Origin of the sequence: Pseudomonas sp. RIT288, assembly GCF_000631985.1 — a bacterium.
Taxonomy (GTDB): domain Bacteria; phylum Pseudomonadota; class Gammaproteobacteria; order Pseudomonadales; family Pseudomonadaceae; genus Aquipseudomonas.
Window position 1 is genome coordinate 507648 of the sequence record NZ_JFYN01000001.1, and the last position, 23260, is coordinate 530907.

The window sequence follows — 23260 nt, forward strand, 5'->3', positions numbered from 1 at the left end:
CGCTCCCTGTTCGAATGTCGTCCGTTACGCCCGAAGTCGCAACCGTTGCAGCCAGGACGAAGTGGCGCCCAAGGCGTCACGCAATTGGTCGGCAGTGATGGTGCGTTCTGCCGCGTTGAAGCTCAGCGCGGTTCGCAGCGCTGGCCAGCCGTGTTTCGGTAAGTTCGCCGGGGCTTGCAGCTCGCGCTCCAGGTGCTCGTCGCGGGCCTGGGTCGAGGGCAAGCGGCGGAACGGGTGTTTGCCGCTCGCCAGTTCATAGATCACGCAGGCCACGCCGTACACGTCCGCGCTGGCCGACAACGGTTGGCCCTCAAGCAGTTCGGGGGCGGCGTAGCCCGGGGTCCAGGCGTTGAAACGCTCGCGGCTCAGGTGCGGCAGGCCGGGCAACACGCCCTCGTCTGCCTGACCGAGACCGAAGTCGAACAGGCGCAGGCCGTCTTCGCTGAGCATGACGTTGCTCGGTTTCATGTCACCGTGCAGCACGCCGCGACGGTGGGCGTAGGCCAGCGTATCGAGCAGCGGCAGCGCGATGTCGCGCGTTTCTTTCCACGGCAGGCCGAGAGGCCGCTCGCAGAGCAATTTGTCCAGGGTCAGGCCACGCATGTATTCCATGGTGATGAAGGCCCGCTGGCAGTCGGTGTCGACTTCAAAGGTGTGTGCACGCACGACGTTGTCGTGGCGCAGGCGCCGGGTCAGGGCGAACTCGCTGTAGAGCAAGGCACTGGCGTCCGGCGATTCGGCAAATTCTTCGCTGAGGATTTTCAGCGCAATGTAAGGGTCGGGATCGCCGAACTGCTCGTGCAGCAGATCTCGGGCCCGATAGACCGCACCCATGCCGCCCGCCCCGAGCAGACGCTCGAGGTGGTAGCGGCCGGCGAGTACGTCCGGCAGTGCACCGATGCTGGCCTTGGTCGGCGCCAGCAACGGCTCGGCATTGTTTGCCTTGGCGAAGGCGAAGTAGGTCAGGTTGCTGGCCTGCTCTTCGCTCATCAACAAGTCATCGACTGAGGATTCGATTTCAGTCATTGGCGGATCACCACGGCAGTCAGGTTGTCCCGGGCGGCGCCACGCAGGGCGCCGTCGAACAGACGTTCCAGCGCCACGTGCGGCGCGCTGAGGCTGAGGGCGTTGCCGAGGGCATCGCTGCTCAGTCCTTGGTACAAACCATCGCTGCACAGCAAAAACGCATCGCCCGGATAGACCTCGAGTTCGAGGACATCCAGGGTCAGCTGTTCGGCGGCACCGACGGCTCGGGTCAAGGCCTGAGCCGCCGGGTGCGCTGCCGCCTGTTCGACGCTCATCTGTTGCTCGTCGATCAGTTGCTGTTGCAGCGAGTGGTCTTTGGACAGCTGATACAGCCGCTGCCCACGCCACATGTAACAACGGCTGTCGCCGGCCCAGATGCAGGCCGCGCGATTGCCCTCCACCAGCAGCGCCACGACGGTGCTGCCCATGATGCTGTCGTGACGCCCGGCGGTGACCGTCAACTCCTGCCCCAAACGCCGATTCAGCCAGTGCAGGCACTGGCGGATGGCTTTGAGGCGTTCGTCGAAGTCCTCGTGTTGCGGCAGTTCAGCCAGGCTGGCGACGATCAACTGGCTGGCGATGTCGCCACCCTGATGACCGCCCATGCCGTCCGCGACCACCCACAGCCCCTGCTGCGGATTGTCGAGGAAGGCATCTTCGTTGCGCGCCCGCACCTTGCCCGGATCGGTTCGCGCCGCGCTGCGCCAGGGACTGGCCACCAGCATCAGAGCTGCACCGGCATACGGAAGGTGCGCAGCACGCCCATGTCGAACGGGTTCGGCGTGCGCTGGCTGGTCAGCAGGTAATTGGCGCGCAGGCCACCCACGTCGGCTTTCAGCACCAGCACGTCGCGTCCGGTCAGATACTCGGTCTGCATCAGGTCGAACAGACGGAACAGCGACCATGGGCCGGAGTTCTTCTCGATGCCGATCGGACGCCCCGCCATCTTGTCCATCACCAGGCTGGTGCGACCGTCTTCAGCATCGGTCGGCCACTTGAACGTCATTGGCAGGATCGGACCGTGGCGATATTCCATGGTCTTGTCGCCGAACTTGAACTCGGAACGGCTCACGGCCGGATCGAGGGTGTACGGCTCCAGTTTGAACTGCACGGTCGGCTCGGCCGGGTTGATCGAGAAGAAGCTCTGGCGAATCGTCAGGGCTGCTGCCATCTGGTCGAGATACATCTTCGATACCGGCAGGCTGTGACCGTCGACGCTGCGCATCCGGTAGTTGCCCGGATCGCCGCTGACAAACGGACGCATGTAGCTGTCGAAGAAACGGTCGACGGTGCCTTGAGCGCGGAAGAACTCGCGGAAATCGCTGATCGCCACGTCGCTGGTGCTGCTGGCGCTGAACGGATAACGCTTGCTGATGGTTTTGCCATACACGCTGTACAGCTCGTTTTGATAACGACCGTTCAGGTATTGGTAAGCGTCGTTGAGCACCAGGCGCCACGAGTCTTCAGCCAGCACGTTGAACCACACGCTCAGCGGACGCGGCAGGCGACTCGAGGCCGCACGCAGGTTGGTCAGCGCATCACGCTGGCCGCTCATGCGGGTTTTCGCCATCTCGAACGCGGCTTGTTCCGGCGTGCTGGAACGGGCCAGACCGGACAGTTGCAGTTGCAGGTCGTTGAGCGCGCTGATGGCCGGGGTCAGGTCAGCGGCCGGGCCGTTGTTGTCATCGAGCAAACGATGCAGCGGCTCGAAGCGGCGTTGCAGCGACTTCTTCGCGGTGTCCGGCAGGCTTTTCGCCACGGCCATCGCCGAAGCCTTGTCCGCCACGGCAGACGCCAGTTTGCCGACCTTGCCCAGTTTGCCCTTCTGCCCAGCCAGTGCATCGGCGGCGTCACCGGCTTCATCCACCGGATCGGCAGCGGCCGGGAAGCGCGTGTTTTCGCGCACTTCAGTGAGCAATGCCAGCACCGGCGAGTTGGCCGAAGTCAGGCCCGCCAGTTGCTCGGCGCCTTCACCGGCGTCGCTGATCGGCGGCAAGGCCACCTGGCCAACGGCTTCGCTCCAGTAGTTGGCGTAGTCGCGGAAGTACAGTTGCTCCAGCTCGACCATCAGGCGACGCAAGTCCATGTCGCTGATGCCCGCGCCTTCACCCAGCACCCAGTTGTCACGCAGGATGTCGGTGACCAGCGCCGAACCCTGCACCGAGAAGTACTGCTGATAACCCTGCTGGGTGTAGAACCCCGGGATCACGTATTCGGTGCCGATGAACAACGAGCCTTGCGGGCCGAGGTGCTGGCTGAAACGGTATTCCGGCAGGTTGCGCGCCTGCTCGCGGAGCATGCGGTAGACCACGGTGGCCAGCGACTCGGCGCGCAGTACCTGACGTGCCTGAGTCACCAGTTGATCGTTCAGCGGGTAGATGAACGGCTGCTTCAGCAGGCGCTCAAGGTGCGTGTTAAGACCGTTCTGCACCGCAGTGTTGCCGGTGTAGCGCTGCGACCAGTCAGTGGCGACCCAGTCCTTGAGCCACGCGGCGTCACGACGGTCTTTCATGTTCAGCATCAGGTACGCACGCAGGCTGTTGAGCAGCTTGTCGCGGTCCTTCATGTTGGCGCGAATCTGCCCTTCGAGCATCGTCGCGACCCGTGGCAGCAATTGCGCTTCGAGCTCATGCTCGTAGGCTTGCCTGACCACCGGATTGACGTCTTCGCCCTGATACAGGCCGCCACGCTCGTGGTACGAGACGTCGCCCTTCTTCGGGAACACCTGAGTCGCGGCGTAGCTGGTGTCGAGGGTTTTCAGCACGCCCATCGCGTCATCACGCGGGGTCAGCGCCGAACGCTGCTGAGTCCAGTTCTGCGCCAGCGTGCGCAGGTTTTCCAGACGCTCGTAGTTGGCCGAGAAACCACCGGCCCAGAGCATGCCGAACAGCGCCAGTGCCGCCAGTGCGCCGACGTACAAAGCACGCTGGCCCCAGTGAATGCGGCTGCGCTCGCGTTTGTCGAGGCCGGCCAGATCCGACTCCGGGAAAATCACCCGACTGAACAGATGATGGATGAAGCGCGAACGGCCACTGCGCAGGGTCGGCAGTACGCCGGCACTCATGCCGAGGCTGGCGCCGATGCCTGCAGTGGTCGCGTCCATTTCCTGCGTCAGGTGCGGAGCACTGGTCAGGTAGAAACCACGCAGCAGCGACGCGCGCTGGTAGCGGTTGCCAGTGAAAGCCATGTCGACGAACAGGCACAGACGCTCGCCGATCTGCCCCAGTTGATGCGGGAAGTCGAGGATGCGGCCACGGCGCTGGGTATCGCGCTCGGAGTGCATGCGCATGATCACCTGATTGTTCAGGCGCCGCAGCAGCTCTTCGAATTCGCCGCGCAGGACTGCGACGTCGGTGCCGACCTGATCCTTGCGGAAACTGGTGCCCAGCACCTGATCGCTTTCTTCGCGAGTCAGTTGATCGAAGAACTCGTCGAAACCGAGCAGCTTGTCCGCCTTGCTCAGCACCAGATACACCGGCACGTCGACGTGCAGTTTCTGATAGACGTCTTGCAGACGACCACGCACCTGGCGCGCCAGGGTGTCGATGTCCTGCTCGCTGCCACCGATCAGGGATTCCACCGGAATGGTCACCAGCACACCGTTCAACGGACGCCCGCGACGACGCTTGCGCAGCAGTTCGAGCAAGGTGGTCCAGGCACTGCCGTCGACTTCCGCGTCCGGCTGTGTGGTGTAACGTCCGGCGGTGTCGATCAGCACACCGTGGTCGGCGAAGTACCAGTCGCAATGACGGGTGCCGAGGGTGTCACGGGTCAGCTTGCGGTCGATCTTGTTGATCGGGAATTCCAGCCCGGAGAAGTCCAGCAGGCTGGTCTTGCCGGAGGCCTGCGGACCGATCAGCAGGTACCACGGCAAATCGTTGCGCCAGCGTTCGCTGCGGCCGCGATACAGGCTCGAAGTCTTCAGGGTTTTCAGCGCGTCCTTGAAGCGCGCCTTCAACTCTTTCTGCTCTTCTTCGATCAGCTCGTCACGACGGATGCGATCCTGACCGTCTTCGGTTTCCTCGACGGCTTTTTTGCGGATGCCCGCGCGCCAGCTGACGAAGACCATGGTCAGGCCCCAGATCAGGAACAGCACGCTGATGGTCAGCAGACGCGAGGTCGCGCTTTCCCAGAACTTGTAGTCATCCACCGCCAACAACGGGCCGACGAACCACACCAGCAGCGCCACGAACAGCACCAGCAGCAGAGTCCAGACCCAGGTCTGGCGCAGGAAGGCGCCGACTTTCTTGAAAAACTTTTTCATCACACGTCCCTGTTACGGCTGCGACTGCGGTTGAACCGCGGCCGGATCAAGCGGCTGATAAGGTTGCAGAACGGTGTCACGCTGTTCGCCCAGGACCCAGGCAAAGCCCGAATACATCACCACCAGGCAGACCAACGTGAACAGCACCACCATCCACGCCGGCACGATGCGCACCAGGTTGCGGCGCTGATCGTTGAGGCCTTCCCAGTGCGGCGACAACTCGCGCGGCACGTCGCCACGCAACTGACGGATCTGCCGGTACAGGGCGTCGCGGATGCCTTCAAGTTCGAGCATGCCACGCGCCTGCACGCGGTACTTGCCCTCGAAACCGAGGGACAGGCACAGGTACATCAGCTCAAGCATCGGCAGGTGTTTGACCGGGTTCTTCGACAGGCGATCAAGCAGTTGGAAGAACTTCTCGCCACCGAAGGTTTCGTTGTGGAAGCTGCTGAGCAGGCTCATCTGCGACCACTCGCTTTCATTACCCCACGGCGTGGTCACGACAGCTTCGTCGACCACGGTGCAGAGTACGTAACGGGCGGCCATCACCTGGCTGCTTTCGGCGCCGTTGTGCAACGCGCGCACTTCAAACAGCTTGAGCCCGGCGGTCAGGCGCTCGTTGAGCGCGTAGAGGTCTTCGCGGGTTTCGCTGTGCTTGAGGCGCACCACTTCCGAAAGCAGTTCGGACGACGCCGCCACCAGCGAATTCAGGCTGATGTTGAACGCCTCCGCCGGGCGCAGGCGCGCGGCGTAGATCATCCGTTCTTCCAGTTGTTCGAAGCGCGGCGGCGCGGCGAAGTCGGTCAGCGGACTGGCTGCCGGTCCGTGGCCCTGACGATCGAGCAGGACGGTTTTGTCGTCCTGGTTGTAATCCGTTTCCTTGATCATGGCGGTCAGTTCCTGATGGCCCAGAATTTCAGTTCAAGCTCGGCGAATTCGCCGGACACATGGAACGCGAAGCCGCCGGAGCGCTCGAGTTGCGCCAGGTCTTCGGAACTGAGTTCGAGGATGAAGTAGGTTTTGTTCGAGTGGAACGCGATCTGCCGCGGGGCCACCGGCAACGGTTTGACCTTGATCCCCGGCAAGTGCAGGTTGACCAGTTGGCGGATGCGCTCCACCGGGCCGACCTTGAGATGCGCCGGCAAGCGGTGGCGCAGTTCTTCGGAGTCGCAGTTGGCACTTGCCGCCAGCACGAACGACGCCGAGCCGAGCAGTTTGTGATCGTGCAACGGCGACACGATGATGCCGTACTGACGCGCCTGCAGGATCAGTTCGATGGCGTGCTGTTCGAGCACCATCGACAGCACCTGACGAATCGCTTCCATCAGTTTGCGGAAGCTCGCGCCCTGATCGGCGTGGGAGTAGCGGCTGTCCAGTCGCGGGCGTTTGCTGTCACTGGAGAAGGTCGCCAGATCGCCGAGCATGGTCAGCAGCGTGCGGTACAACTCTTCCGGGTGCACCTGCTCCAGACCGAGGTAATGGCGCAGCAACAGTTCGGTACGGTTGATCAGTTGCAGCATCATGAAGTCGCCGACTTCCGCGCCACCGACCTTGCCGTTGGAGCGAATCCGCTCGGCAATCGTGTCGCCACGGTGGTTGAGCATGCTGATGACTTCTTTGAGGCACGACAGCAGGTAACTGGAAGCGTGAGCCTGGATGTAGGTCGGCACGAAATCCGGGTCGAGGCTGATCACGCCGTCCGGCGTGGTGTCGAGCACGTCGCAGATCTTCAGCTTTACGTAGGCCTGATCGCTCTGCTGCTCGCCGAGCAACAGTTTGAAATCCGGGCGACCACAGCTGACCTGGCTGGCGGAATCATCGCCGGCGTTGGAGTCGGCCACTTCGGCGTCGTACGCGGTGTAACGCGCAAGCACGTCGGACTGCTCCGGACGGCGCGCCTCGATGTGGTTACCGGTGACCAACGGCAGCGCCAGATAAATCGGCGTGTTGCCGGTGTTCGGCGGCACGTCCAGCGCCAGCGGCTCGGTGTTGCCGCCGAGTTCGAACAGGCTGCCGTCCGGCAGGATCCCCGAGGCGGCACTGATCACCAGTTTGCCCATGTTGAGGAACTGCAGGTCGATCTCCAGATTGAGAAAACCCCACGTGTAGCCACCCAGCAATTGGGTGCGGGTTTTCATCTGGTGATCGTAATAGCGATCGTTGTGCTGGAAGTGCTGCGGCCGCAGCAGCATGCCTTCCTGCCAAATGACTTTATGCGTATTCATGTTCAGTCATCCGCCTTGGCGAGCGCTTCATGGGTGTTGCGGATCCCGGCCTGATCCAGGGTCAGATCGGCCTCGGTCAGCTCCAGCGGGGTGACCTGAACGGTGTAGCGCCACTTGGTTTCCGGCAGATCACGGTAGGCGGCGAGAACGCCGACGTAGCGGCTGCCCTCCTCCACGCTCAGCTTCATTTCCACGGTTTCACCCGGGCGCAGTTCGAGTTCTTCGCTGGCCACCAGATCCGGGTTGAGGGATTCCTTGGCTCGCTCGTAGAGGCTGAAGAAATCAGCGTTCTCGAAGGTCACCGGGTGCTTGAGTTCGAACAGGCGCACCACGATCGGCGAAGGACGGCCGTTGAGGTCCGGGTTGAGCTGATCGCTGCCGGTCAGTTTCAGGTTGATCTTGGTCACTTTCGAGTACGGCGACAGCGACGAGCAACCGGCGAGCAGCACCAGCACGGTGAGCGCAGTCAGCGTCTTGAAAAAAGCGGTCGAGCGGCGAGACATGCGCATCATCCTTGGTGGTCGGTGTGGAGGGTGGAGATCAGGCGGATCTGTTCTTCGTAGGCCTGGGCGAAGTCGCGGGCCAGCAGACGCTCGCTCCAGTCATCGTCCTGACGCAGGGCCTGGTGGTACCGGCCGAACGCTCTCCAGCGTCCGCCCGAGGTGGCGATCAACGGCTTGTTGTCGCGCTCGAAACGCAGGGTCAGTTGTTCCGGCGAGAAGTGCTCCAGCGTGCCGCGCACGGCAGCGCGGCTGGCGGTGAGCAAGGCCACTTGATGCGCCTGCAGATCGCGGAATGCACGGGAAATCGCCTGCTCCGACGGCAAGTGACCGGGCTTGTGCGGCTGCAACAGAATCTCCAGCGCTTCGCTCGGATCGACGGCGAATTTCAGCGGGTTCTTGTTGGTGCCTTGCACGGTGGTCTGGGCCAGACGCAGCTCGTTTTTCAGCTCCGAACGAGTGCGCAGGCTCTGCTGCAGTCCGCCGATGCTCTGCCGCAGCAGACGCGCGGCGTTGAGTGCCAGCGCTTCGCGCTCATCGTGGCTGAGGCCTTTGACATCCACACCCAGTGCCGCGCCGAAATGCTCCCAGAAACCCTCGCTCTGACGCTCGACGACCCTCGGGGCCGGAGCAGGCTCGGGTTCAACCGGCGCGACCAGCTCGGGCACCATCAGGCTTTCCATGTCGATTCGCGCATAGTCGGCGCGCTGACGGGAATCCTCGGGCTTGGCGGTCGGCGCCAACAGTTCGTCGATTTCCGAATAGACGCGCTCCTGCTGTTCGATCGCGTTCAACGGATCGAGGTCGAGGAAGGCGTCGTCCGGAATGATGCTGCCGGCGGCACGCGGCCGGCCGACTTCACCGTCGAAGGTCGCCGGGTCACGCACCAGCCGCGCACGAATCTCGAAGTCGCCGAGCACGTAGGTGCTGCCGTGCTCGATGCGCACCGGTTCGCCCTTGTGCAGGCGTGCACCGCTGTCGCCGTCCTGAACCCCGTTGCTGCTGGTGTCGGTGAGGAAAAACGTGCCTTCGCGGTAGCTGACAATCGCGTGATGATTGGACAGATGGCGCTTGCGGTCAGGAATGATCCAGTCGCAGTCCTCACCCCGTCCGATCACGCCGCCGGCCTGTTTGAAGGTCTTCTGGCACAACTCGGTGGGCACGAACTGCTTGGTGTTCAGCATTTCGAAAACCAATTCCATGTTTGATGCTCCTTGCGGTCACTTGCCGCGATTGACCGCTTGCGGATCACCCAACGGGCGATAGTCGTTGTCGTTGAATTTGTAATTGCCGCTACAGCCGCCAAGGCCGCATAGAACGACGAGGGTCAGCAGGACAGCGTGCCAGTGACGAACAGACATCAGAGGGTCTCCAGGGGTAGACAAAGCACAAAGCGCCGACCCTTGCGGGCGGCGCTGAAATTAATTCCTTGAGTGGTCTCGAAGGCTCTACATCGGGGCCCTGAGCCAGACCACCGAGGCGTACGCACCTCCTGTGGCAAGTGAGCAATTTGTGGCGAGGGGACTTGTCCCCGATGGGCTGCGAAGCAGCCCCAAAACCTGATTACCGGTTCTTTCAGGAGAACCGCGTTTGCTGGATTACGGCTGCTGCGCGGCCGATCGGGGATAAATCCCCTCGCCACAGAGAAGCCCTTCAAGACAGGAGTTGTGCAAACGGCAAGAGCCAGGTTCAGATCAACCATCGAAGTCACCCAGATTGATATTCAGGCGCCCGAGGCGGTACAGCAGGGTGCGGCGCGGCAGGCCCAGTTCGCGGGCGGCGAGGGTCTGGTTGCCGTCGTTCTTGCGCAGGCAATCGAGCAACAGCGTGCGTTCGACCTTTTCCAGGCGTTCGCGCAGGTTCAGGCCGCTGTGATCTTCGGGCATCGGCTCCATGCGCAGGGAGAAATGCTCGGCCAGCAACTCGCCGCCCTCGCACAACAACACCGCGCGTTCGACCAGTGCCTTGAGTTCCCGCACGTTGCCGGGGAAGGTGTAACCGGACAGGTGTTCCAGCGCCGCGCTCGACCAGCGCACCGGATCACGCTGCAAATACGCGCAGGTCTTCTCGGCAAAGTGCTGAGCCAGTTCGAGGATGTCACCTTCGCGCTGACGCAGGGCCGGCAGCTCGATCGGGAACTGCGCGAGGCGGTAATACAGGTCCTCGCGGAATTTGCCTTCGCTGACCAGCGTCGACAGATCGCGGTGCGTCGCGGCGATGATGCGCACGTCGATCTTGTGCGTGTCGTTGGAACCCAGCGGGCGGATCTCGCCCTCCTGCAATACCCGCAGAATTTTCGCCTGCAGCGACAGCGGCATGTCGCCGATCTCGTCGAGCAACAGCGTGCCGCCGTTGGCTGCATCGAACAGCCCCGCACGGTCGCGGTCGGCGCCGGTGAACGCGCCTTTGCGATACCCGAACAGCTCGCTTTCCAGCAGGTTTTCCGGGACGGCCGCGCAGTTCTGCACGATGAACGCCTGAGAGCGGCGCGGGCCGCAATCATGAATCGCCCGGGCCACGACTTCCTTGCCGGTGCCGGTCTCGCCGCGCAGCAGCACGGTGTACGGGCTGTGCAGGACTTTGCTGATCAACGAATGGGTCTGGCGCATGGCGGCGCTTTTGCCGATCAGGCCATAACCGTTGATGCTCGGCACACTGCGCGCCACCGTGGCCGATTCCGCCGGCGGCTGGCGCAGACGCTGCAGCAAGTGCAATTGACCGAGGACGAACGAGCCGAGCTGGCCGAGCGAATCGGCAAAGCCTTGCAGGTCTACGTGACGACGACTGGCGCACAGCAGCAAGCCTTCAACCGCCTTCTGCTGATTGACCAGCGGCACGCACAGCAGCGATTGCCAGCGGCCGGTGGTGGCCGGCAGGAAACTGGTTTCGTGCAGGCTGGCGCCGAGATCGTCCAGGCAGACCACGCGGTTCTGGCACAGTGCAAACTGCAGCAGTTGTTCACCGTTGTAGTCCGCCGGCAGGCTGGTGGCGGCGCGCGGCTGCAGCGCGCCGTCGAGGCATTCGGCGTTCATCCCCAGGCAGGTATGGGTGGCGTCGAGCAGGTACAGCTGCGTCAGTTCGCAACCGCTCAGTTCGGCCAGTCCACGCACGAAGTCACCCAGCAGCGCAGCACCGTCCGCCGCGCGCGACAGGCTGGCGAACTGCGCCAGCAAGGCTTCGGCATAGACCAGTGGCTGCGGCACTTGAGTGAACATCACACCCACCTCAGGCGAACTCGCACGTCACGCTGGCGTTGCCGTCGAGCGTGGCGTGCACACGCTTGAGGCTTTCACCGGTGGCCATCGCATCGAGCAAGCGGTCGGCCACCAGCGGCAGCACATGCTGATCGAGCAGATGGTCGATCAGGCGCGCGCCGCTTTCGCTTTGCGTGCAGCGCTCGGACAGATGATCGACGAGGTTCTGGCACCAGCTGAAATCCAGCTGACGACGGTTCAGGCGCTCGCCGAGACGACCGAGTTTGATCTCGATCAGCTCGCGCAGCACCGGGCCGCCGACCGGGTAGTAAGGCACCACTTTCATCCGCGCCAGCAGCGCCGGTTTGAAGTGCTTGCTCAGCACCGGGCGAATCGTCTCTTCGAGCAGCTCGGCGGTCGGGCGGGCTCCGTCTTCGCAGAGATCGCTGATCTTGTCGCTGCCCAGGTTCGAGGTCATCAGGATCAAGGTGTTGCGGAAGTCGATCTCGCGACCTTCGCCGTCGTTGGCCACACCCTTGTCGAAGATTTGGTAGAACAGGTTGAGTACATCCGGGTCGGCCTTTTCGACCTCATCGAGCAGCACCACCGAGTAGGGCTTCTGGCGCACCGCTTCGGTGAGCATGCCGCCCTCGCCGTAACCAACGTAGCCCGGTGGCGCACCGATCAGACGCGATACGGTGTGCTTCTCCTGGAATTCGGACATGTTGATGGTGGTGATGAAACGGTCGCCGCCGTACAGCAGGTCAGCCAGGGCCAGCGCGGTTTCGGTCTTGCCGACGCCGCTCGGGCCAACCAGCAGGAACACGCCGACCGGTGCGTCAGGCTTGTTCAGGCCGGCGGCAGTGGCGCGCATCGAGCGATCCAGTGCGTGCACGGCTTGTTCCTGACCACGGATGCGCGTGCGCAGGTCGGTGGCGAAACTGGCGACCTTGGCGTTGTGTTCGCGGGCCAGTTGCGCCAGCGGCACGCCGGTCCAGGCGCTGATCACTTCGGCCACCAGACGCGGGCAGACTTCGAAGCTGACCAGACGTTCTTTGACTTGAGCAGCGGTCAGGGCGCTATGGGTCTGGTTGAGTTCGGCTTCCAGCGCTTCGACGCTCTGGCCCTCCTCGACCTCGGCGGCGATGGTTTCGATCACGGTACCTTCGGCGTCTTCTTCAACGCTGACAGTCGGCTCGACGGCGGCAACTTCGCGGGCCTTGGCCAGTTGCTGGCGCAGTTCCAGCAGGCGCTCGGCCAGTTGTTTCTGTTCGGTCCACAGGCTTTCCAGCGCGACCATTTCGCTTTCCGCTTCGTCCAGTCGCGCTTCCAGCGCATCCAGCGCTTCGTGGTCGATCAGCAGGCCGGCCTCGGCATCGCGGCGCAGAGCCTGACGTTGACGGCCACCTTCGGCCAGTTCGCCACGCAGGCGTTCGAGGCTTTCCGGGGCAGCCGCGAGGCTGATGCGCACGCGGGCACACGCGGTGTCGAGGACGTCGACGGCTTTGTCCGGCAGCTGGCGACCGGCCAGATAACGCGCGGACAGCTCAGCAGCGGAGACCACCGCGTCATCCCGCAGGTAGATGCCGTGGCTCTTCTCGTAGACCTGCGCCAGACCACGGAGGATGGTCACCGCTTCGCTGACGGTCGGTTCGTGCAACTGCACCGGTTGGAAACGACGGGCCAGCGCCGGGTCTTTCTCGAAGTATTTCTTGTACTCAGCCCAAGTGGTCGCAGCGATGGTGCGCAGTTCACCACGGGCCAGCGCCGGTTTCAGCAGGTTGGCCGCGTCGGAACCACCGGCATTGCCGCCCGCGCCGATCAGGGTGTGGGCTTCGTCGATGAACAGGATGATCGGTTTCGGCGAGGCTTTGACTTCGTCGATCACGCCTTTGAGACGACGCTCGAATTCACCTTTGACGCTGGCGCCGGCCTGCAGCAGGCCCATGTCCAGCGACAGCAGTTCAACGCCCTTGAGCACCTGCGGCACTTCACCGGCAGCGATGCGCGAGGCCAGGCCTTCGACGATGGCGGTCTTACCCACGCCGGCCTCACCCACGACGATCGGGTTGTTCTTGCGGCGACGGGCGAGGATGTCGACCATCTGCCGGATCGCGCCATCGCGGCACAGCACCGGGTCGAGTTTGCCGTCGCGCGCCTGCTGGGTCAGGTTGTGGGTGAAGCGCTGCAGCAGCGATTCGCCCTGCGCCGCCGGCTTGCCGTTGGCCGCCGGTTGCTCCTGTTGCGACAGGGCGAATTCCTTCAAACGATCGATGTTCAGCTTGGCGAGCAGCGGCTGGTAACGGCTGCCGGCGTAGCGCATCGGGTTGCGCAGCAGCGCGAGGATCAGCGCAGCGTCTTCGACCTGGGTCTGACCCAGTTCGAGGTTCGCCACCAGCAGTGCGTCTTGCAGCCATTGCACCAGTTCCGGGGCGAACACCGGGTTGCGCGAGGCGCTGTGTTCAACGCGAGATTGCAGTGCGGCGCTCAGTTCACCGGCATCGACATCCGCATCCTGCAGCGCGCGCGACAGCAGGCCGTTCGGACGCTCCAGCAGACCCAGCAGCAGGTCTTCAACAAGGATCTTGCTGCCGCCACGGGCCACACAACGTTCGGCCGAACGTTCCAGGTCACGACGGGTTTCGGCGTCCAGCGCCTGGATGAGTTGTTGCAGGTCTACGTTGATCATGGCTCACGTCCTTAATGAATTTTGCTGCCCAGGGTGACCACGCCGTCTGCTTTTTCGCAGCCCAGCCAACTGGTCCACCCCAGGCGACAGTCGTTCTTCTCACCAATGCGCAGTTCGCGGATTTCTTCCGGGCGCAGCACCAGGCGAATGTCGTAATCGAGCGGGTCACGCAAGGTGAACCGCACCAGCGCGCACAGCGGCTGGTAACCGAAACCGATCGGCAGGAATTCGTGGAATCGCTCCCAGTCGAGTTCGGTGATGTGAATGCGGAATTTGCCGCTGCGGTCGCGCACCCGCTCGCCCAGCACCAGGTCTTCACCGAGCAGGCTGTTGGCGCGACCGAGGCGGTTGCGCTGCTCGTCGAGGATCTCCACGCGGCGCTCGATGCACTGCTCGATAACCAGGTCTTCGTGCTTGAAGTAATAACGCAGCACGGCTTCGATCAGCGCCGCCGAGTGCGCGCGCAAGCTGAGCAAACCGAGGTACGGCAGCAGGCGTTTCCAGTTCAGCTCCTTGGCCTTGCGGATCTCGTCGCCACCCAGACCGATCAGCGCGAACAGCTGCGAGGAGAACGGGTCGATCGCGCCGCTCTGGAAACTGGCGCGATAACGGTACTTGCGCCAGATCGGCAGCATCAGCCGTTGCAGGCGATGGTGGAACAGGTCGAGGAAGTTGCGCGTCGGGTTGCCGTCCTCGCTGTCGCCCAGCGCTTGTTCGCCATAGAACGCCGGCAGCGGCGAACCGGAGCCGACCAGCCCGATCAGGTTGAAACGCATGCGCGCGCGCATCTGCCCTTGCTCTTCGAAAAACTCCACGCGATCGACGTCGCTGCGCGGAAAGCCCAGGCTCGGGTTGGCCTGGAACTCCACCTGATCGTACAGATCGTCTTCGCTCAGGTACGGGTGCGCCTCGCGCAGCCGGTCGATCACCAGCAGCACGGCCTGAAACAGCGAGTACTCGCGTATTACCTTGGTCAGCCCGCTTAAAGCAGGGGCTGCAGGCCCATACGTGGTGTCCATTGGTACACCTCTCCCTGTGTGCTTTTTACCCGCAGCTCGTGGTACGAATTGAGACTGGCGTAAAGCGCGAAAAACTCGTTAAGAACCGAAGCGAAAACGAACAGATCGCCTTCGCCGATATACCCTTCCGGGTCGATGGTCAGTTCGGTGCGCAGACCACGTACCGGCAAGCCACGGTGCAGCCGGTCGACGTGGTGGTGCTTGATGTGCTTGAGGCCGCCGAGCAGGCGTTTGCTGACCTTCTCCGCGTGCTGGTCGTAGTAGCGCGGCAGGTCGTAGGTTTCGAGAATCACCTTCAACGCGTTGACGTCGGCCAGCGACAGATAGTTGAGCGACATGTTGCTGATCAGCTTCCACAGGAAGTCACGGTTCAGCGGCGGCGCAAAGCTCGACGTGGCCGGGGTGATGTTGCGGAAACTCAGGAACTCCGGCGTCTCTTCGCAGGCCATGCAGATGTCGCCGAGCTTGAGCTTGCGCGGCAGGTTCTGGTTGGTGCAGATCAGCTCGATCGACAGGGTTTCGTGGGCTTCGGTATGGCGGATGCCGAAGCTCAGGTAGGTGTCGAGGCCGTCGTGCAGCAACGAGGAACGCTGGCGGATGCTGTAATGCGGACGGCTGTTGGGTACGTCGAAACTCGGGTCGTGCTCGAACGATTCGAACGGCACGTACTCCTGATAACCGAGGCCGCCGGGCTTCCAGCCGGTGACGGTTTCCACCGAGAACACGCCGCAGTTTTCCAGATCGTATTCCGCCGGCAGCAGCAGGTATTCATCCTGTTTGCCGTCGAGGCGGATCGGCAGGGCGTCGTGCGCGAACAGGTTGGCAATCGGCGTGCAGAACAGCTTCACGTTATCCAGGGTCGGACGCATGCGCATGATCCCGCTCTTGCGGATATCGAAACGCAACTCCAGGCCGCGCATCTGCTTGAGCGTGTCTTCCGGCAGCGCCTTGAGGATGTCCAGACCGTTGACGTCGACGAACAGGAACTTGTCCTGGAAGGCGAAGTATTCCTGCAGGTAGCGATAGCCACGGAAGGTGTTCAACGGATACGGGATCAACGCTTCTTCTTCGGCAAAGCCCACCGGCTTGACCCGGTCACCCGGAATCTTGAACGCCATCGGCTTGCCCGCCACGCCATCGATCGGCTTGCCGGCGCCGTCGAGCGGGATCAGCTCGATGCCTTCCAGGTTGCGCAGCAGGCTCAGATACAGCATCTGGCTGATGTAGCGTTCGCCGGCAAAGTGCAGGCGCAGTTTGCTCAACTCCAGCTCACCGAGATGACCGTCAGCGCTCATTTCCAGACGCAGGCTGAGCAGCGAACCATCGCCCTTCACCGAGTAGTTCAGCGCTGCCAGATCCAGCGGCAGCACTTCAGTCGGGTAGCAGGTGCGAAAGCGGCAGCGCACGTCTTCGATCGGCTTGCTTTCAATCGGCGTATCGCGCTCGACCACCAGCGCAGGTCCGGAACGCTTCAGCGGATCAAACTGCAGAATGCTGAACGCCGGCAGCGGACGCATGTAGTTCGGCCACAGCAGTTGCATCAGCGAATGGCTGAGCTCCGGCAGTTCGTCATCGAGCTTCTGCCGCAGGCGCCCGGTGAGGAACGCAAAGCCTTCCAGCAACCGCTCCACATCCGGATCCCGCCCAGCCTGGCCCAGAAACGGCGCCAACGCCGGACTACGCTCGGCGAAACGGCGACCGAGTTGGCGCAGTGCGGTGAGTTCGCTTTGGTAGTAGTGGTTAAAGGACACGGGTTACCTGCCTGGTAAAGGAACTCATGGAAATACCGACCTGTGGATTACGCTCGACACCCGACCTGGTCATTGAATTGCCCCTGCAGACCGATTTGGCTGAATGCGACCTGCGATATTTCGCAAAGCCCAACGCAACTCGATGACTTGAGTGGTGAGGATCGCCAGCAACGTGACGCAGCCTTGAGCTACGCCGTAAAACAGGGCTCTTAACGGGTTGTCCGGTAGCATCCAGAGCAGGATGACGCCCACCATCAGAAAAAGGATGGCCAGCTTGACGACCAGACTTGGAATCAGCGCAATGATCAGGTTGACGCCCAGAAAAATGTAAAACAGCGCGTAAGTCGCAATGCCGATGGCGACACCATGGGAGGTAAATCCGCCGTTATAAAGCCTGTAAGCATGCACAACCGCGTCGTTCAAAAATGCATAAGCCACGCATCCGAGGGCGTGGATTAATAGGCATAAGGCGAGACGAACATAGCTACTCATGTAAGCCTCAAATTCCCATACCACGAACCAAAGCCATGGATAGCAACAATGGCTACCAGAACCGAAAACGTCATCACACGGTGCAGGCGCGAATTCCGAGCAGCGGGAAAAATTGCTGCCGCGAGTAAAAAAAAGCTCAACAGGGCCAGCCAGCCGAACAGGTCGCTGTCGGCAACAAAGGCGAGGTAGCCTTGAATTTCACCTGCTTCAGATATTTTCATCAGCTTCCAACGTATATCCAAGAATGCCTTTCAATATTTGCTCATAGCTATTTCGCTTTAGCTTTTTCAGAACTTAGGATTTTGCGTTGCTGAAGATAAATAACACCTTCTCCTGAAAAGGCAATTACACTGTTAGATGTGAGTGGCTCGCTATTCTCGTCTCCAAACTTGAGCCATCCTTCATCCCACAACTCACCACTTTCATGCCTGACTTGAACAAAATAATATGGAGGTTCTGACTTAGTCACTTCAATGTATTGACCTCCATCAGCACCACCTCTCCAGTGAGCATTTGGATATTCGCTGAGTACATGCGGCTTATCTTCTGAAAAATCCATAAAAAACATTACCCCTAATGCTATCAACAGAGACAGTGCACCAACAGCCATCAGAAAACGCTTCAACCAGATCAATCTTTTATCTCCAACTTATCGCTGCTGAATGTGTAATCCAGATCTGGCTTTGTTTCTTGGAAATCCTCCATATAATCTTTTGGTATCACTGCAAAATAGGATCTTTTAGGCGCACCGAGATCCAGACTATCAACTAAATCAGCCACAAACGTCATGCAGTTGTGGCTTCTTATGCTGTACGGGTCTCTATTCATGTTGTCGTTGTCTTTTTCTTTATTTTTAAGCCACGCTTCGGCCTGAGAAAAAGCGGCCCCCCTGAGTACAACCCCAGACACGTTGCTCGACTGACCATAAGCTAAAGACATACTTCTCAACGTTTTTTTGAGTGATGACTCAGTAATCGCTCCGCCTTTGATCGTCACATTAGGAACAGGGCGTAACCTCACAATTCCCGGTGGACCTGCTCCTTCATAACGCCCGTACTCTCCGTACTTCGTCAGCCCCGTTTTACCGTTGACAATTAGTACACCTGCGTGACCTAGGTCAGAGAACTTATGACTAATACCCAAAGCCTCCACATGAATTTTGTAGTCCGGAAACACAACAGGAATCACAAAATCATGATCACTTACCAAGTAGATTTGTACTGGGGTCTTATCCTTCGCAGGAGTGGTCGCTACAGTTGCGACTTTTACGGCTTGAGGCATTTCACTCTCCCCTCACCAACCAATTTGGTATAGCCGAAATCTGTATATTTTGGACTTGAGCTTTTGAGCCCAGCGACTTGGATAGTCCGGTATCGTCTGTTACGCCTCGAATTTCCGAACCATCCTCAAGCGTAGCGGTGTATGGAATATTTTTAAGCGGGGCTCCCGATACTGGGTCCATTAACTGAACACGTACATCAAAGCCAAATATGTTCAACGGAATTGGTGGCACAAACGGCGCCGGCGAATGCGAATTGCCGATAATCACCGTCCCGGAACCGGCAGTGACTTTGTTGCCATGGGTCCCCACTGAATCAACCGTGGCAGCAGACTTGCCGTTGATTTTTACTGTCGTGGCCAAACCGCCGACCATCGCACCACCACACGCGGAAGCATCGCCTTCGCGGGCGGCCGCGAGGCCGTCGAAGAACACGTCGCCGGAACCGGCGGCAATCGGGTTGGTACCGTGGCCTGGAAGTGGGCAAGCGGTGGGGTCGGATACGCGTGCTGCGGGTTTGCCAGACATCGGGAATCTCCTTAGGTGACCTTCACTTGTCCGCTGCCATCCAGGCGCGCGGAAAAACTGACCTGACGCTTGAAACCCTCGACTTCCAGCAGGCCTTCGATGCTGAAGGCCAGCCGCAGCTGGTCGTGGTCACGCGGCAGGGAAATGACACGCACGTTGCTCAGGCGTGGCTCGTAGGCTTCGATGAAGTTTTCGATGGCCAGACGGGCCTGACTCAGGGAGTCGTGCAGGCTCAGACGCATGTCATTGAGATCGGGCAACCCGTAGTCGGACAGCGTTTGCACGCTGCCCGCCCGGGTGCTGAGCATTTTGGCCAGATGGGCAGCCACCGACGCCATGGCAGAAGCCTCGAGACTCCTGCCCTTGCGTAGTTCCGCATCGCCGTTGAGGCGTTCGAAAAGGCTGCCGTATCCGTCCATGAGTCGCTCTTACTCTTTGTCCAGCTTGCCAACCAGCGACAGGGTGAAATCGGCACCCATGTACTTGAAGTGCGGACGCACGTTCAAGCTGACGCGGTACCAGCCCGGCTCGCCTTCAACGTCGCTGACGATCACTTGCGCAGCGCGCAGCGGACGACGGCCACGGACTTCGGCGCTCGGGTTTTCCTGGTCGGCGACGTACTGGCGGATCCACTTGTTCAGTTCCAGTTCGAGGTCGGTACGCTCTTTCCACGAACCGAGTTGCTCGCGCTGCAGCACTTTCAGGTAGTGAGCCAGGCGGTTGACGATCATCATGTACGGCAGTTGGGTGCCGAGCTTGTAGTTCAGCTCTGCCGCCTTGCCTTCTGCGCTAATGCCGAAGAACTTCGGCTTCTGCACCGAGCTGGCGGAGAAGAACGCCGCGTTGTCGGAGCCTTTGCGCATGGTCAGGGAGATGAAGCCTTCCTCGGCCAGTTCGTATTCACGACGGTCGGAAACCAGAACCTCGGTCGGGATCTTGGTTTCGATTTCGCCCATGCTTTCGAAGTGGTGCAGCGGCAGATCTTCAACCGCGCCACCGCTCTGTGGGCCGATGATGTTCGGGCACCAGCGGAATTTGGCAAAGCTGTCGGTCAGCTTGGTGCCGAACGCGAACGCGGTGTTGCCCCACAGGTAGTGCTCGTGGCTGTTGGCAACGGTTTCCTTGTACACGAACGATTTGACCGGGTTTTCTTCCGGATCGTACGGGTTACGCAGCAGGAAACGCGGCACGGTCAGACCGACGTAGCGGGAGTCTTCCGAAGTACGGAAGCTCTGCCATTTGGCGAATTGCGGGCCTTCGAAGTGGTCTTTCAGATCTTTCAGATCCGGCAGGCCGGTGAAACTTTCCAGACCGAAGAATTTCGGGCCGGCGGCGGCGATGAACGGCGCGTGGGACATGCAGGAAACGCTGGCCACGTACTGCATCAGTTTCACGTCTGGAGAGCTTGGGGACATGAAGTAGTTGGCGATGATCGCGCCAACCGGCTGACCACCGAACTGGCCGTATTCAGCGGTGTAGATGTGCTTGTACAGGCCCGACTGCATGACTTCCGGCGAGTCCTCGAAATCGTCCAGCAGGTCTTCTTTGGAGACGTTGAGGATTTCGATCTTGATGTTTTCGCGGAAGTTGGTGCGGTCGACCAGCAACTGCAGGCCACGCCACGACGATTCCAGCGCCTGGAAGTCCGGGTGGTGCAGGATCTCGTCCATCTGACGGCTGAGCTTGGCATCGATCTCGGCGATCATGCGGTCAACCATGGCCTTCTTGACCGGCTCACCGTTGTTCTGCGGCTTGAGCAGTTCTTCGATGAACGCCGACACGCCACGCTTGGCAATGTCGTAGGCTTCGTCGTCCGGAGTCAGACGGGTTTCGGCGATGATGCTGTCGAGAATGCTGTACTCGCCGCTTTCGGCGCTCTTCTCTTGTGCTGCGCTAGTGCTCATTGTGTTGGCTTCCTTGGCTGGAGTCTCAGGCGTCCGGGGCTGCGGCGTTCAGGCCCAGCTCACCGAGTACGCGACCGCGGGATTCGTCGTCGGCGAGCACGCCTTCGATCGCTTTACGGAACGCAGGTGCGTTACCCAGCGGGCCTTTGAGGGCCACCAGCGCATCGCGCAGTTCCATCAGTTTTTTCAGCTCAGGCACTTGCTCGACCAGGCTGGCCGGGTTGAAGTCCTTCATCGAATTGACGCGCAATTGCACAGCCAGCTCGTCGGCCTCGCCATCTTCCTGCAGACGGTTCGGCACGCTCAGCGTCAGACCCAGCTCTTGCTTGGCCAACACTTCGTCGAAGGTCATCTTGTCGATGCTGATCGGCTTGCGATCTTCGATTTTGCGATCGTCCTTGCGGTGGGTGTAGTCACCGATTGCCAGCAGCTTCAGCGGCAGTTCAATCTCTTCCTGAGCACCGCCGGTGGCGGGTTTGAAGGTGACGTTGATGCGTTCCTTGGGGGCTACCGAGCCTTCTTTGGCCATGGCTTTTCTCCTTGCGGTTGTGGCCCTGGGGCCTATTCGAGTACCACTTCGAGATCGAGGTGGCACAGCCTGCGATAAATCTCTTCCTTGCGTTCACGTACGGCATGGTTCTGCGGCAACAACTCGCAGCAACTGTGCAGCAGGTGCAGCACTTCCAATGCAAGATCGGGCTCCCAGGCGTGCAGGCCTGAGTCCTGTAATGTCTGATCGAGAGTTTCTAGCTGGTTCTTGGCCAGTTCGTACTTCTTGGCCATGAAGCACAGCCGGGCAAGGGCGAACTGCCAGAAGAACCGCTCGCGTCCGCCGTGAGCCGATTGCAGCCCTTGCTTGAGCGTCTGCACGGCAGGCTTGAGGCCTTCCTTGCGTAACAGCGGCAGCACTTCCTGCAGGGCCTTTTCCCAGGCGGGCTGGGTTTCGACGTCGTCGGTTTCGACCTTGCGCGGCGCGCTGGCGCTCTGCAGGTGCGGCATGACATTGCCGGCGATCCACGCCCGGGTGGACGGATCGGCAAACGGCGCGCCGTCATGGAAACGACATTCGATGATGCCGGGCAGGCGCTGAACCAAAAGCGCGAAGTGGATTTCCACTTCGCGCATTGCCATCTCGGCGTTGAGGTTCTGGAGACATTCCCAGACCATCCTCTGGCCATCGAACCAGAACGGCGCCTTCGCCAGGCTCGCCTCCAGTTCCACCAGCAGATCGGCGTATTTGCCCTGATCGAAGCGATCCTGATACTGCTTGAGTTTGTCCACCGGCAAGCCGCGCAGCACGGTGATCTGCTCGGCGTTGCGCTCAGGCACCGCGTCGATCGGCAGCCAGAGCAAAGTGCGATTCAGACGCAAGGCGCGCAGGTCGGTGGCTTTCTGTTTGAGCCACCAGGCACACAACGGACGCGCGCTTTCCTGCTGCGCGCGCAAGGCCTTGTAGGCGTCTTTTTCGTTGTCGATCGGTGCGCCGGGGGCCATTAGCTGGCTAGCGGCCTGCTTGACCTGCGCAACTGCTGCGCCCACCACACCGGGGGCCGGCTGATTGTCGGCGGCACGCTGGATCATGGTTTTCAGGCGACGGGACAGCGGCAGCAACAGCGGTGCGTCATCGCCCAGGTGCTCGGTGCATGCGGCATCGAGGCCGGCCAGATGCTCGGACAGTTGCCGGAACATCGGCAGCTGTTCCTTGATCGCGATGTTTTCAGTGAGCACCTGCTCCAGGCGCGGCACCAGCCAGCCGATGGCGGCGGCACGGGTTCGCGGTTTGAGCGGGTGAACGTCGGCCCAGTGGTTTTCCGACAGATGGTGCAGCAGACCAAGGCCGGCCAGCAGCCCGGGGAAGGATTCACGCTGGTACAACGACCAGGTCAGCCAGGCGCCGACACGCAAATCCTTGGATTGGGTACGCAGCAGATTTTCGCTGTTTTCACGGATTTTCAGCCAGTCGATCTGCCCGCTTTCGTGCATCGACGAGGCTTTGGCCAGCTCGCTTTCCAGCGCCTCGAATTCGCTCGAAAAACGAACGTCTTCGCCCGCGAAATTCTCTTTGGAAACAGAGACTTTTGCGAGTTCGAGGTAATGGGCGGAAAGTTTGCTTGAGTAGGACATCCATGGCCTTTAATTAGGATTACAGTCATGCGCCTATTGGAGTTGCCGCGGCGCGGGACAGTATCGAAGAGCTTTGAAGCGACTCATCCAATTGAGATGTGCTCTTTCAAGTGGGCGCATCGTAATCACTATGATGGCCACTAGCAAGCATCTGGTTAAACAACAAGACGAAGTGTTCATTGGGCTGTGTAGGAGATCGCCCTATATGTGGCCGGGGAATCCCTGATGGCGATATATATCGCCCGCATTTTCTCTGCCCCCACAG

General features: G+C 61.0%; 21 protein-coding genes. All 21 read right to left on the reverse strand.

The features are described 5' to 3' along the window. Nucleotides 1-24 precede the first annotated feature (24 nt). Nucleotides 25-1026 carry a serine/threonine-protein kinase gene (locus tag BW33_RS02320; protein WP_027610390.1) on the reverse strand — a complete coding sequence of 334 codons (1002 nt, stop codon included), beginning with the start codon at nucleotides 1024-1026 and terminating at the stop codon, nucleotides 25-27. Further along, nucleotides 1023-1751, reverse strand: a complete 729-nt coding sequence (locus tag BW33_RS02325) for a PP2C family protein-serine/threonine phosphatase (protein ID WP_003229555.1) — start codon at nucleotides 1749-1751, stop codon at nucleotides 1023-1025. The genes BW33_RS02320 and BW33_RS02325 overlap by 4 nt, the downstream gene beginning before the upstream one ends. Then, nucleotides 1751-5290: a type VI secretion system membrane subunit TssM gene (gene tssM / locus BW33_RS02330; protein WP_047596825.1), complete on the reverse strand. Its 3540-nt coding sequence runs from the start codon at nucleotides 5288-5290 to the stop codon at nucleotides 1751-1753. Before tssM ends, BW33_RS02325 begins: the two co-directional genes overlap by 1 nt. 12 nt (nucleotides 5291-5302) lie before the next feature. Next, entirely contained in the window at nucleotides 5303-6178 is an 876-nt protein-coding gene (icmH, locus tag BW33_RS02335; protein ID WP_003229559.1) for a type IVB secretion system protein IcmH/DotU, read from the reverse strand. A gap of 5 nt (nucleotides 6179-6183) precedes the next feature. Beyond that, nucleotides 6184-7515, reverse strand: a complete 1332-nt coding sequence (tssK, locus tag BW33_RS02340) for a type VI secretion system baseplate subunit TssK (RefSeq protein WP_007962327.1) — start codon at nucleotides 7513-7515, stop codon at nucleotides 6184-6186. Between the two features lie 2 nt (nucleotides 7516-7517). Next, the gene (gene tssJ, locus BW33_RS02345; RefSeq protein WP_007962325.1) at nucleotides 7518-8018 is read right to left on the reverse strand and encodes a type VI secretion system lipoprotein TssJ; all 501 of its coding nucleotides are present in this window, start codon (nucleotides 8016-8018) and stop codon (nucleotides 7518-7520) included. Nucleotides 8019-8023: 5 nt separating this feature from the next. Beyond that, nucleotides 8024-9217, reverse strand: a complete 1194-nt coding sequence (gene tagH / locus BW33_RS02350; protein ID WP_047596827.1) for a type VI secretion system-associated FHA domain protein TagH — start codon at nucleotides 9215-9217, stop codon at nucleotides 8024-8026. 18 nt (nucleotides 9218-9235) lie between these two features. Next, a complete protein-coding gene (locus BW33_RS02355) occupies nucleotides 9236-9376 on the reverse strand; it encodes a hypothetical protein (protein ID WP_003229566.1) in 141 nt (46 codons plus the stop codon). Nucleotides 9377-9709: 333 nt separating this feature from the next. Continuing rightward, the gene (locus tag BW33_RS02360) at nucleotides 9710-11230 is read right to left on the reverse strand and encodes a sigma-54 interaction domain-containing protein (RefSeq protein ID WP_027610386.1); all 1521 of its coding nucleotides are present in this window, start codon (nucleotides 11228-11230) and stop codon (nucleotides 9710-9712) included. Between the two features lie 10 nt (nucleotides 11231-11240). Further along, nucleotides 11241-13898, reverse strand: a complete 2658-nt coding sequence (gene tssH / locus BW33_RS02365; RefSeq protein WP_047596829.1) for a type VI secretion system ATPase TssH — start codon at nucleotides 13896-13898, stop codon at nucleotides 11241-11243. Between the two features lie 11 nt (nucleotides 13899-13909). Then, nucleotides 13910-14917: a type VI secretion system baseplate subunit TssG gene (tssG, locus tag BW33_RS02370; RefSeq protein ID WP_047596831.1), complete on the reverse strand. Its 1008-nt coding sequence runs from the start codon at nucleotides 14915-14917 to the stop codon at nucleotides 13910-13912. Continuing rightward, entirely contained in the window at nucleotides 14881-16668 is a 1788-nt protein-coding gene (gene tssF, locus BW33_RS02375; RefSeq protein ID WP_007962320.1) for a type VI secretion system baseplate subunit TssF, read from the reverse strand. The genes tssG and tssF overlap by 37 nt, the downstream gene beginning before the upstream one ends. 69 nt (nucleotides 16669-16737) lie before the next feature. Continuing rightward, nucleotides 16738-17160, reverse strand: a complete 423-nt coding sequence (locus BW33_RS02380; RefSeq protein WP_047596833.1) for a hypothetical protein — start codon at nucleotides 17158-17160, stop codon at nucleotides 16738-16740. Next, nucleotides 17157-17381, reverse strand: coding sequence for a hypothetical protein (locus BW33_RS02385; RefSeq protein WP_047597110.1), 225 nt, complete (start codon nucleotides 17379-17381; stop codon nucleotides 17157-17159). The genes BW33_RS02380 and BW33_RS02385 overlap by 4 nt, the downstream gene beginning before the upstream one ends. Nucleotides 17382-17428: 47 nt before the next feature. Further along, the gene (locus BW33_RS28190) at nucleotides 17429-17785 is read right to left on the reverse strand and encodes a hypothetical protein (RefSeq protein ID WP_236645182.1); all 357 of its coding nucleotides are present in this window, start codon (nucleotides 17783-17785) and stop codon (nucleotides 17429-17431) included. 5 nt (nucleotides 17786-17790) lie between these two features. Further along, nucleotides 17791-18441, reverse strand: coding sequence for a hypothetical protein (locus BW33_RS02390; protein WP_047596835.1), 651 nt, complete (start codon nucleotides 18439-18441; stop codon nucleotides 17791-17793). Between the two features lies 1 nt (nucleotide 18442). Then, nucleotides 18443-18967, reverse strand: coding sequence for a PAAR domain-containing protein (locus BW33_RS02395; protein ID WP_047596838.1), 525 nt, complete (start codon nucleotides 18965-18967; stop codon nucleotides 18443-18445). Nucleotides 18968-18978: 11 nt separating this feature from the next. After that, nucleotides 18979-19386, reverse strand: a complete 408-nt coding sequence (gene tssE, locus BW33_RS02400) for a type VI secretion system baseplate subunit TssE (protein ID WP_047596839.1) — start codon at nucleotides 19384-19386, stop codon at nucleotides 18979-18981. A gap of 9 nt (nucleotides 19387-19395) precedes the next feature. Next, nucleotides 19396-20871, reverse strand: a complete 1476-nt coding sequence (gene tssC, locus BW33_RS02405; protein WP_003229584.1) for a type VI secretion system contractile sheath large subunit — start codon at nucleotides 20869-20871, stop codon at nucleotides 19396-19398. A gap of 25 nt (nucleotides 20872-20896) precedes the next feature. Then, the gene (gene tssB / locus BW33_RS02410; protein ID WP_003229587.1) at nucleotides 20897-21400 is read right to left on the reverse strand and encodes a type VI secretion system contractile sheath small subunit; all 504 of its coding nucleotides are present in this window, start codon (nucleotides 21398-21400) and stop codon (nucleotides 20897-20899) included. 32 nt (nucleotides 21401-21432) lie between these two features. Then, nucleotides 21433-22995: a type VI secretion system protein TssA gene (tssA, locus tag BW33_RS02415; RefSeq protein ID WP_047596841.1), complete on the reverse strand. Its 1563-nt coding sequence runs from the start codon at nucleotides 22993-22995 to the stop codon at nucleotides 21433-21435. Between the last annotated feature and the right edge of the window lie 265 nt (nucleotides 22996-23260).